The sequence below is a fragment of the Pseudoalteromonas sp. SG41-1 genome, from assembly GCF_014164575.1.
Classification (GTDB): domain Bacteria; phylum Pseudomonadota; class Gammaproteobacteria; order Enterobacterales; family Alteromonadaceae; genus Pseudoalteromonas; species Pseudoalteromonas rhizosphaerae.
Genome location: NZ_JACJFL010000024.1, coordinates 54,994 through 63,972, shown reverse-complemented (window position 1 = coordinate 63,972; position 8,979 = coordinate 54,994). Strand labels below are relative to the sequence as shown.

Annotated in this window: 8 protein-coding genes; all 8 read left to right on the top strand. The window is 42.8% G+C overall.

What is annotated here, in order from left to right; all coding sequences use genetic code 11:
- Positions 1–51: 51 nt before the first annotated feature.
- The 8 genes from H5203_RS13880 to H5203_RS13845 all read left to right on the top strand — a co-directional run bounded on the left by H5203_RS13880 (position 52) and on the right by H5203_RS13845 (position 8,972).
- Positions 52–420, top strand: coding sequence for a hypothetical protein (locus tag H5203_RS13880; RefSeq protein ID WP_145238180.1), 369 nt, complete (start codon positions 52–54; stop codon positions 418–420).
- A gap of 86 nt (positions 421–506) precedes the next feature.
- Positions 507–1,832 (top strand): TolC family protein, encoded by a 1,326-nt coding sequence (locus H5203_RS13875; RefSeq protein ID WP_145238183.1) that lies wholly within the window; start codon positions 507–509, stop codon positions 1,830–1,832.
- Complete coding sequence (locus H5203_RS13870; RefSeq protein ID WP_182757994.1) at positions 1,822–3,567, top strand: efflux RND transporter periplasmic adaptor subunit; 1,746 nt, start codon at positions 1,822–1,824, stop codon at positions 3,565–3,567. Before H5203_RS13875 ends, H5203_RS13870 begins: the two co-directional genes overlap by 11 nt.
- 8 nt (positions 3,568–3,575) lie before the next feature.
- Complete coding sequence (locus tag H5203_RS13865) at positions 3,576–6,698, top strand: efflux RND transporter permease subunit (protein ID WP_182740450.1); 3,123 nt, start codon at positions 3,576–3,578, stop codon at positions 6,696–6,698.
- A 224-nt stretch (positions 6,699–6,922) separates the two neighbouring features.
- Positions 6,923–7,246, top strand: coding sequence for a hypothetical protein (locus H5203_RS13860; RefSeq protein ID WP_145238192.1), 324 nt, complete (start codon positions 6,923–6,925; stop codon positions 7,244–7,246).
- Positions 7,247–7,354: 108 nt separating this feature from the next.
- Positions 7,355–7,813, top strand: a complete 459-nt coding sequence (locus tag H5203_RS13855) for a hypothetical protein (protein ID WP_145238195.1) — start codon at positions 7,355–7,357, stop codon at positions 7,811–7,813.
- 266 nt (positions 7,814–8,079) lie between these two features.
- Positions 8,080–8,298, top strand: a complete 219-nt coding sequence (locus tag H5203_RS13850; RefSeq protein WP_145238198.1) for a hypothetical protein — start codon at positions 8,080–8,082, stop codon at positions 8,296–8,298.
- A gap of 218 nt (positions 8,299–8,516) precedes the next feature.
- Entirely contained in the window at positions 8,517–8,972 is a 456-nt protein-coding gene (locus H5203_RS13845; RefSeq protein ID WP_145238201.1) for a hypothetical protein, read from the top strand.
- Positions 8,973–8,979 lie beyond the last annotated feature (7 nt).

Here is an 8,979-nt window from a genome sequence, read left to right as displayed (position 1 = left end):
CCTAGAACCTAGAACCTAGAACCTAGAACCTAATTTATAAAAGGCACTTTTTTGCAACGCATTTATATTAGTTTATTCACAGTCGTTTTATTGCTCACTTTAGTGGGTCAAGCGGTTGCGTCTGTAACTATGAGTTGTGATATGCCACACATGAGTCAACCGCAAGCAACTATGGCTGATAGTAGTGATATGCATCACGACATGTCTGCGGGTATGATGAACATGGATTGTTGTGACGATGACGCAATCGCTAATCAAGAGTGTGGTTGTCCAATGAGCGCCTGCAGTACCCACTCAATGTTAAACATGAGTGTGTTAGTTACCGTTATACTGACGACGTCTGAAAAAGTACAACTTTATATCCCGCAAAATCAACATCGTATAGCCAGTTCACTGTATCGCCCTCCTATGCCTGCTTAATTGCAGGATAGGTGCGTCTAAAATTTACCTAAATCACCTTTTCTGCCCCTAAATTTAGTTGTCTTTTAATTTTAGTGGAGTAAGTGATGAATCACTTCGCAGTATTTAAAGTCAGTTTTTTAGCGCTTATGCTAACAACTGCAATTCCAGCACACAGTAATGAATTAAGCCTTGATGAAGCGCTCAGCTATGCACTTGATAATGAGCCATGGCTAACCGCCAGCAAATATCAACAAGCTGCTATACAAGCACAAAGTTTAGCGGCAGGCACACTGCCGGATCCAGTATTAACGGTTGGCTTAATGAATTTACCCACCGACGGTTTTGCTTTTGACCAAGAAGGCATGACCCAATTAAAAGTTGGCGTGAGCCAAATGTTTAGCCGTGGCGATAGCTTAGCGCTTAAGCAGCATGCGTTAGCGCAGTCAGCGCAGCAATATCCTTGGCTACGAGCCGACAGACTCGCTCAAGTAAAAACCATTGTTATTGAATCTTGGCTCAATGCATATCGTGCCCAGCAAAGTATTGCGTTAATTGAGCAAGATAAAGCATTGTTCTCGCAACTTATTGATATTACTGAATCGAGTTATGCCAGCTCAGTAGGTAACACCCGCCAACAAGATATTATTCGAGCGCAGCTAGAGTTAACCCGCCTTGAAGATAAATTAGTGATGTTAGAGCAGCAGTTCGAAAGCGCGAAAAAGCGTTTATCGCAATGGTTACCAATCAACATGTTAACTCAGCCTGTCAGCGCAAAACGTCATGATATAGCGCCTTTAGTTGATTTTGCGCAGCTTGAATTTGCACAGTTGATGCCATTATTAATGGCGCATCCAGCGATTATCGCGCTTGATAAAACAGTAGCGGCTAAACAAACAGAAGTTGAGGTGGCAAAACAAGGCTATAAACCGCAGTTTGGGGTAAATATGGGCTATGGTTATCGTGATGATACGCCAATGGGGGATTCCCGAGCGGATCTGTTTTCAGTTGGTGTGAGTGTTGATTTACCACTATTTACTGATAACCGCCAAGACCAACAAGTTAATGCGGCGATTGCTATGGCTGAGGCGGTGAAAACTCAAAAACTAATTGCATTACAAAAGCTACAAGGTATGTATTTTAAAGAGTTTAGTCAGTTGCCCCAATTAGCAAAGCGTGATGCACTTTATCAAACTAAATTATTGCCACAAATGGCAGAGCAAGCACAAGCTACATTAAATGCTTATACCCGTGATGATGGTGACTTTTCAGAAGTAATGCGCGCCCGTATCAGCGAACTGAATGCCAAAATTGATGCGTTAAATATAGAGATTGATCAACAAATTATTATTGCTCGCCTGAATTATTACGCTAGCAGCAAAGATGCTGCTGTGATGGTTGAGCAATTAGCAGGAGAGCACCGTGAACACTAATTTAAAATTGCTTATCGCAGTACTTATAGGTGCAGGAATATCTGCTAGTGGCTTGTATTTTTTTGGTAGTAGTACAGAACCCGAGGTGATCAGCGCAGAGAAAAAACCATTATATTGGGTTGCGCCTATGGATAGTAATTATCGCCGTGATGCACCAGGGCTTTCACCAATGGGGATGGACTTAGTACCTGTGTATAGTGAAGGAGCTGACAACAATCAAGATGGTCCCGGTGCAGTGACAATTTCCCCTGCTGTTGTTAATAATTTAGGGGTTAGAACGGCTAAAGTACAGCTCAAGGCACTGCAAAGTGAAGTAAAAACGGTGGGCTACGTACAATACAATCAAGATCAGTTAGTGCATATTCACCCGCGTGTAGAAGGCTGGATAGAAACACTGTACGTTAAAGCCGCTGGCGATCAGGTAAAACAAGGGGAACCGCTGTATACCTTATACTCTCCGCAACTGGTAAATGCTCAAGAAGAATTTGTACTGGCTGTTGATCGTAATAACACCGTGCTTATTCGTGCAGCCAAAGCGCGCTTAAAAGCATTGAATGTGTCGGATGGTTTTGTCGAGCGCCTACAAGTTAATAAAAAGGTGATGCAAAATATTACCTTCTATGCTCGCCAAAGTGGTGTGGTTGATGAACTTAATGTGCGCGAAGGTTTTTATGTCAAGCCAGGCACCTCAATGATGAGTATTGCTCAACTTGATGAAGTTTGGGTCGAAGCCGAAGTATTCGAGCGGCAAGCGCAGCTTATTGAAGTCGGTTTACCGGTGACTATGACTCTAGATTATATTGCCGGACAAAGCTGGCGCGGTAAGGTCGATTATATTTACCCAACATTGGATGCCAAAAACCGTACTTTGCGGGTGCGTTTACGCTTTAATAATCAAGATCACCAACTAAAACCGAATATGTTTGCGCAAGTAAGCATCCATGCTAAAGCTGCTGAGCAACAACTTATAGTACCTAAAGAAGCGGTGATCCGCACCGGTTCCCAAGACCGTGTTGTTATCGCTTTAGGCGAAGGACGCTTTAAATCGGTGGCAGTCGAACTGGGCCGCAGTAATAGCCATAACGCCGTTATTTTAGCGGGCGTTAAAGCCGATGATGAAGTGGTGACGTCAGCGCAATTCTTGTTAGATTCAGAATCCAGCAAAAGCTCTGATTTTAAGCGCATGCAAACACCAGAAGCTACCACTAGCGTTTGGGGCAAAGGAGTCGTTAATAGTGTAATGGCAGGTCACCGTATGGTGAATATCAGCCATGACCCTATTGAAGAGCTCGATTGGCCTAGTATGAAAATGGACTTTACGGTTGCCGATAGCGTTGATTTTCAAGCGCTGCAAGCTAGGCAAACACTGCATTTTGAGTTGACTAAAAAAGCCGATAGCAGTTATATGATTAGCGGCATTCATATTATGGATTCCACCCATATGATGAGCGAAGCGCAAAATATGGCGACCGTAACCGGTACTATCAACAGCATTAATAAAGCCCAGCGCACTGCCAATATTAGCCGTGGTGCAATTGAGAAATGGCACCGAGATCCGGCCACTATGGACTTTATGTTTGCTGAACATATTGATTTAAGTAGCCTTGAGCCGAAGCAACAGCTGACATTTACTTTTAGTGTGCAAGATGGTGAGTTCGTGATCCAGCGTATCGATACTGAATCAAGCATGCGAACAAGTGACAATAGCGCCATGTCATCGCATGACGGACATTAGGAGGCTTTATGATAGCAGCAGTTATTCGTTGGTCCGTTACCAATCGCTTTTTTGTATTATTGCTAACAGCAATACTCATTGGCAGTGGTTTATTTGCGGTAAAAAATACCCCAGTTGATGCCTTACCTGATTTATCCGATGTGCAGGTGATTGTAAAAACCTCATACCCAGGGCAAGCGCCACAGGTGGTGCAAGATCAGGTTACTTTCCCACTTACCACCGCGATGCTCTCAGTACCCGGGGCGCAAACAGTACGTGGTTTTTCATTTTTTGGTGATTCCTACGTATATGTCATCTTTGATGAAAACACCGATCTTTACTGGGCTAGAAGTCGAGTGCAAGAGTATTTAAGTCAAGTAGCAAGCCGCTTGCCCGACAGCGCAACCGCAGAGCTGGGCCCAGATGCCACCGGTGTAGGTTGGATTTATTTATACGCGCTGGTGGATAAAACCAATCAGCACGACATTAGCCAGTTACGCAGCTTGCAAGATTGGTTTTTAAAGTTTGAATTGCAAACCGTACCAGGGGTGTCAGAAGTGGCCTCAGTGGGCGGTATGGTGAAGCAATATCAAGTCAATGTAGAGCCAGATAAACTGCGTGCTTATGGTATACCACTGAGTTTAATTCAAACCGCAATTAAGCAAGGTAACCAAGAAATGGGCGCTTCGGTGGTGGAAATGGCCGAAGCCGAATACATGGTAACCAGCACCGGTTATATAAAAAGCGTCGCTGATTTAGAGGCAATTCCACTTGGGGTGAATGCCAACGGCACACCGCTGCAATTACGCGATGTAGCCGATATTCGCCTTGGGCCACAAATGCGCCGTGGCATTGCTGAGCTAAACGGCGAGGGCGAAGTAGCTGGTGGCGTAGTGGTGATGCGCTATGGCGAAAACGCACAAAAAACCATAGAGCTGGTGAAAGCAAAGCTTGAATCACTCAGCAAAGGCTTACCCGATGGGGTAGAAATTGTGCCTGTGTATGACCGCTCTAATCTGATCAAAAATGCAGTGGATAACCTCACCAGCAAACTATTTGAAGAGCTAGTGGTAGTGGCGCTTATCTGCATCGTATTTTTGTTCCATGTACGCTCGTCCTTGGTGGCAATTATCACTTTACCGCTGGGAATATTAACGGCATTTATCATCATGTATTGGCAAGGTATAAACGCCAATATAATGTCGCTCGGTGGTATTGCTATCGCCATTGGCGCGATGACCGACGGCGCGATTGTAATGATCGAAAACATGCATAAACACATGGAAAAAACGCCACTAACCGATGAAAACCGCTGGCAAGTTGTCACCGATGCTGCCAGTGAAGTCGGTCCAGCGCTGTTTTTTAGCTTAATGATCATTACCGTGAGCTTTATGCCAGTGTTTATTTTAGAAGCCCAAGAAGGCCGGATGTTTGCTCCGTTAGCGTACACTAAAACCTATGCCATGGCCGCATCTGCGGGCTTGGCAATCACTTTAGTACCGGTATTAATGGGTTACTTTATACGCGGCAAAGTTATTTCTGAGCAAAACAACCCAGTAAACCGCTTGCTAGTGAATGCTTACAAGCCGCTGCTGAACACGGTTTTGCGGTTCCCTAAAATGACTTTAGTACTGGCTGTGGTGGTCGCTGTTATTGGCTTTTATCCGGTCAATAAAATTGGCAGTGAGTTTATTCCGCCGCTGGATGAAGGCGATTTAATGTATATGCCGACGACTTATCCTGGTTTATCGATTGGGAAAGCGCGCGAGATTTTACAACAAACCGATAAACTTATCGCCACAGTGCCAGAGGTGTTAACCGTGTTTGGTAAGGTCGGCCGGGCAGAAACAGCAACCGATCCTGCGCCACTGACCATGATTGAAACCTTTATTCAGCTCAAGCCAAAAGATCAGTGGCGCGAAGGCATGACCTTAGACAAGTTGAAAAAAGAACTCGACGGCTTAGTGAAGTTTCCAGGCCTGACTAATGCATGGGTGATGCCGATCAAAACTCGTATTGATATGCTGGCAACTGGGATTAAAACCCCTGTGGGCATTAAAGTTGCGGGGCCAAATTTGAGCGAGATTCAAAAAATTGGCCAGCAGATTGAAGTGTTACTTAAAGATGTACCCGGCACGGCTTCCGTTTACTCTGAGCGAGTAGCGGGTGGGCGTTATATCAAGGTCGATATCAACCGTGAAAAAGCCGCCCGTTACAGCTTAAATATTGCCGATGTGCAGCAAGTGGTTGCCACCGCAATTGGCGGCATGAATGTAACCGAAACGGTCGAAGGGCAAGAGCGTTACCCGGTAAACTTACGTTATCCGCAAGACTACCGGGATTCGCCCGAAGAACTGATGCTATTGCCAATAGTCACCCCTGCAGGGCAACGCATTGCTCTTGCCGATGTGGCTGACGTATTTATTGAAGATGGTCCGCCGGGCATAAAAAGCGAAAATGCCCGCTTAAACGGCTGGAGCTTTATTGATATTGATGGCATTGATATTGGTAGTTATGTCGACAATGCGCGCAAAGTGCTTGACGAAAAGCTAGTGCTACCAGCAGGTTATTCAATAACCTGGGCAGGGCAATATGAATACATGGAACGTGCGAAAGAAAAGCTCGCCTATGTATTACCACTGACCTTAGCGATTATAATTGTGTTGTTGTACCTCAACTTTAGAAGCTTTGTAGAAGTGGCAATTATAATAGCAACCTTACCGCTGGCGATGATCGGAGGCATCTGGTTAATGTACTTAGAGGGCTTTAACTTCTCAGTCGCCGTGGGGGTGGGCTTTATTGCCCTTGCTGGGGTCGCGGTGGAAATTGGCGTGATTATGCTGGTGTACTTAAATCAAGCCTACCAAGAAAAGTGTGCTCAAGCCAAGCTAGCAGGTACAACGCTTAGTTTTGCGGAGCTTAAACAAGCCATAGTCGAAGGCGCAGGCCTGCGAGTACGCCCAGTGATGATGACAGTCGCCACTATTATAATCGGTTTGCTCCCCGTACTTTACGGCACAGGCACCGGCAGTGAAGTAATGAGCCGCATCGCCGCGCCGATGGTCGGCGGTATGTTTAGTGCGATTGTATTAACCTTGCTCGTATTACCCGCAGTGTATTTGTTATGGCGAAAGCGGGGCCTAAATTCGTAAGTTGAATTAAAAATACAGAGTCCATCAAACTTTGTTTGACCATAGTCGCAGAATCTCGTAAAACAGGTACTGCGACTACCTCACAATTTTTGTAGGTCAATAGAGTCATTAAGGAGTACACAGGTAAATGAGTTTATATTTAAATATCAACTTTTTGCCCCATAGCTTTCCCAAAGCGTTAGCGCTTTGGGAGTTGGCTGATTTTAGCAACGGCTTAATTCAGCATGAGCAGTTATCTAAAAAAAAATCCTGAAAAATATAGAAAAGTTTATATAAATAATACAAAAGAGCTTAATTTCTATATTGAGCAAGGAGAAGCGGAAAGTGGTGTACCGCTTAACGATAAATTGCCATTCTTTAACTGGGAGGTATTAAATACAGAGTTGTCAATTCCATGTAATTATTATGAGATGGATGCACAAGCTAGTTTTGTAGAAAAAAGTTTACTTGATTTAGGTAAGTTAAGTATATGCTTAAGTTATGGATATTACCTGCTTGTAACAAAAAGTTATAAGCTAAAGCGCTTTACATATCGCTTTAGCCGTTAACCCTTAAGGCTAGTGCCACCAGAATCTGTATTCCAGCTAAGTATTGCAGTTATATTGCATAACAATGATTATGCTTGCCAAATTTATACGTTATTTCAAACGGGCTACATGAAGCATTGGGTTAATAGATCGAAAAGTCATATTGGTGATTTTATTATCTTGTTGTTTGATAGGGTCAAGGGGAGCAATACGTTAAAACCGATCGTAGATGACTTTGCTTACCAAGCTATTTTAGAGAACTGGGATAGTACTGACTTAACAAAAATCACCACTTATCTTAATCAGTTATGTGACGATCAAGTCGCTCAGGTAGCATCACCACCGAGTAAGATGTTTTTTGAGTTTGACAATATGAATTGGCAATTTACACCTTATGCCGCACTTATGCTGTTAACGCTAAGAGCACAACATGGCCTTGAAAATCCTGATTTCGAGCACCTTGGTTTTGGCAATGTTACTGCTTTACTATTAACTGAGCCTGTAGCCCCTAAAAAAGATGACGTGCTTGAGCAGCTTGTAGCCAAGTTACATGAGCAAGGCTTTGATGAAAAAGCATTGTTAGTCTAGTTGTGGATTTCAACTTGCGATATAAAAGAGCCGAAGGATATTGTTTAATCACGAAAGTCGATTTGTATTTTTATGCATGGTATGGAGTATTTATGAAGGCTTATATTATCGTAGGTTTTGTTGTTTTATCTTCTTTATTTTTTTTATGATTTTACAATTTATTTAATCACTGTTTCGAACCGTTTGATTATGAATTTAAAGGTGAACAGCTTGCTACTTTCGAGCTAATAAATTCTTACCTCTATGAATTTGCAAAGGATTATAAGTTGTCATTTATTTTAGTTCTGCTTGGTGATGAGGAGGTAAGTGGCAAACTCTCATTTACTGGGCGCCTTCTCCATTTGGAAAATAGCTTCATTCGTAAGTTATTTTCAGGTCATGATGGTGAATTCTACTTTTTTGTTGATTTTAATGGTAGCAAAGGCTTGATTGATCGTAAGAGCGCTAATGATATAGGTATTGTTTTTGTGAATGGGCTAAAATGAAAAGTGCGAATTTATCCAAAATAAAAATATAGCCTAAACGCCCCTAAAGCATTAGCTTTTAGCCTGTCCTAGAGCTTCACCCTATAAAAATTACCCTATGACTTGTAACTTATACGAGTTTGGGTGATTTACTTTCAATATCTCTCTGTTTTAATTTAACTTTTTATTGGCACGTTTTACGCAGGAGTATGGTTACTAGGGTTAATTAAGGAACGCACATGCAAGTTAAAACAATACAAGAAGTGTACGACTGGACTGTACTATTTCATACCCAAATGGCGGCAAATTTTTTTAGTCTCAGAGACGATTTAGCAGAGCATAACCAAATGCTGGCAGACTATTTTGTTAAGTACGAAAAAAAGTTGGCTGAGGATTTAGTTGGTTTTAAAGCCATCACGGAGATCAATACCTTAGATACTTATTGTTACGAGTACTTTGCTGAAAACTCTGAACTGATTAATTTTACAGATTTAAACCGTGATACGCGTGTTGATGAGCAAGCCATGCAAGGTTATATATCAGATCAGCATCAAAAGGTGATCAATCTTTATCAATACTTACTTAGTCGTGCAGAAACGCCAACAGGTAAAGAGAAACTATCTCAATTGCTGGAGCTTGAACATCAAGGATTAAAGCAAATGATGCAAAGTGCTAATCGCCATATGGATATGTAATAGAAGA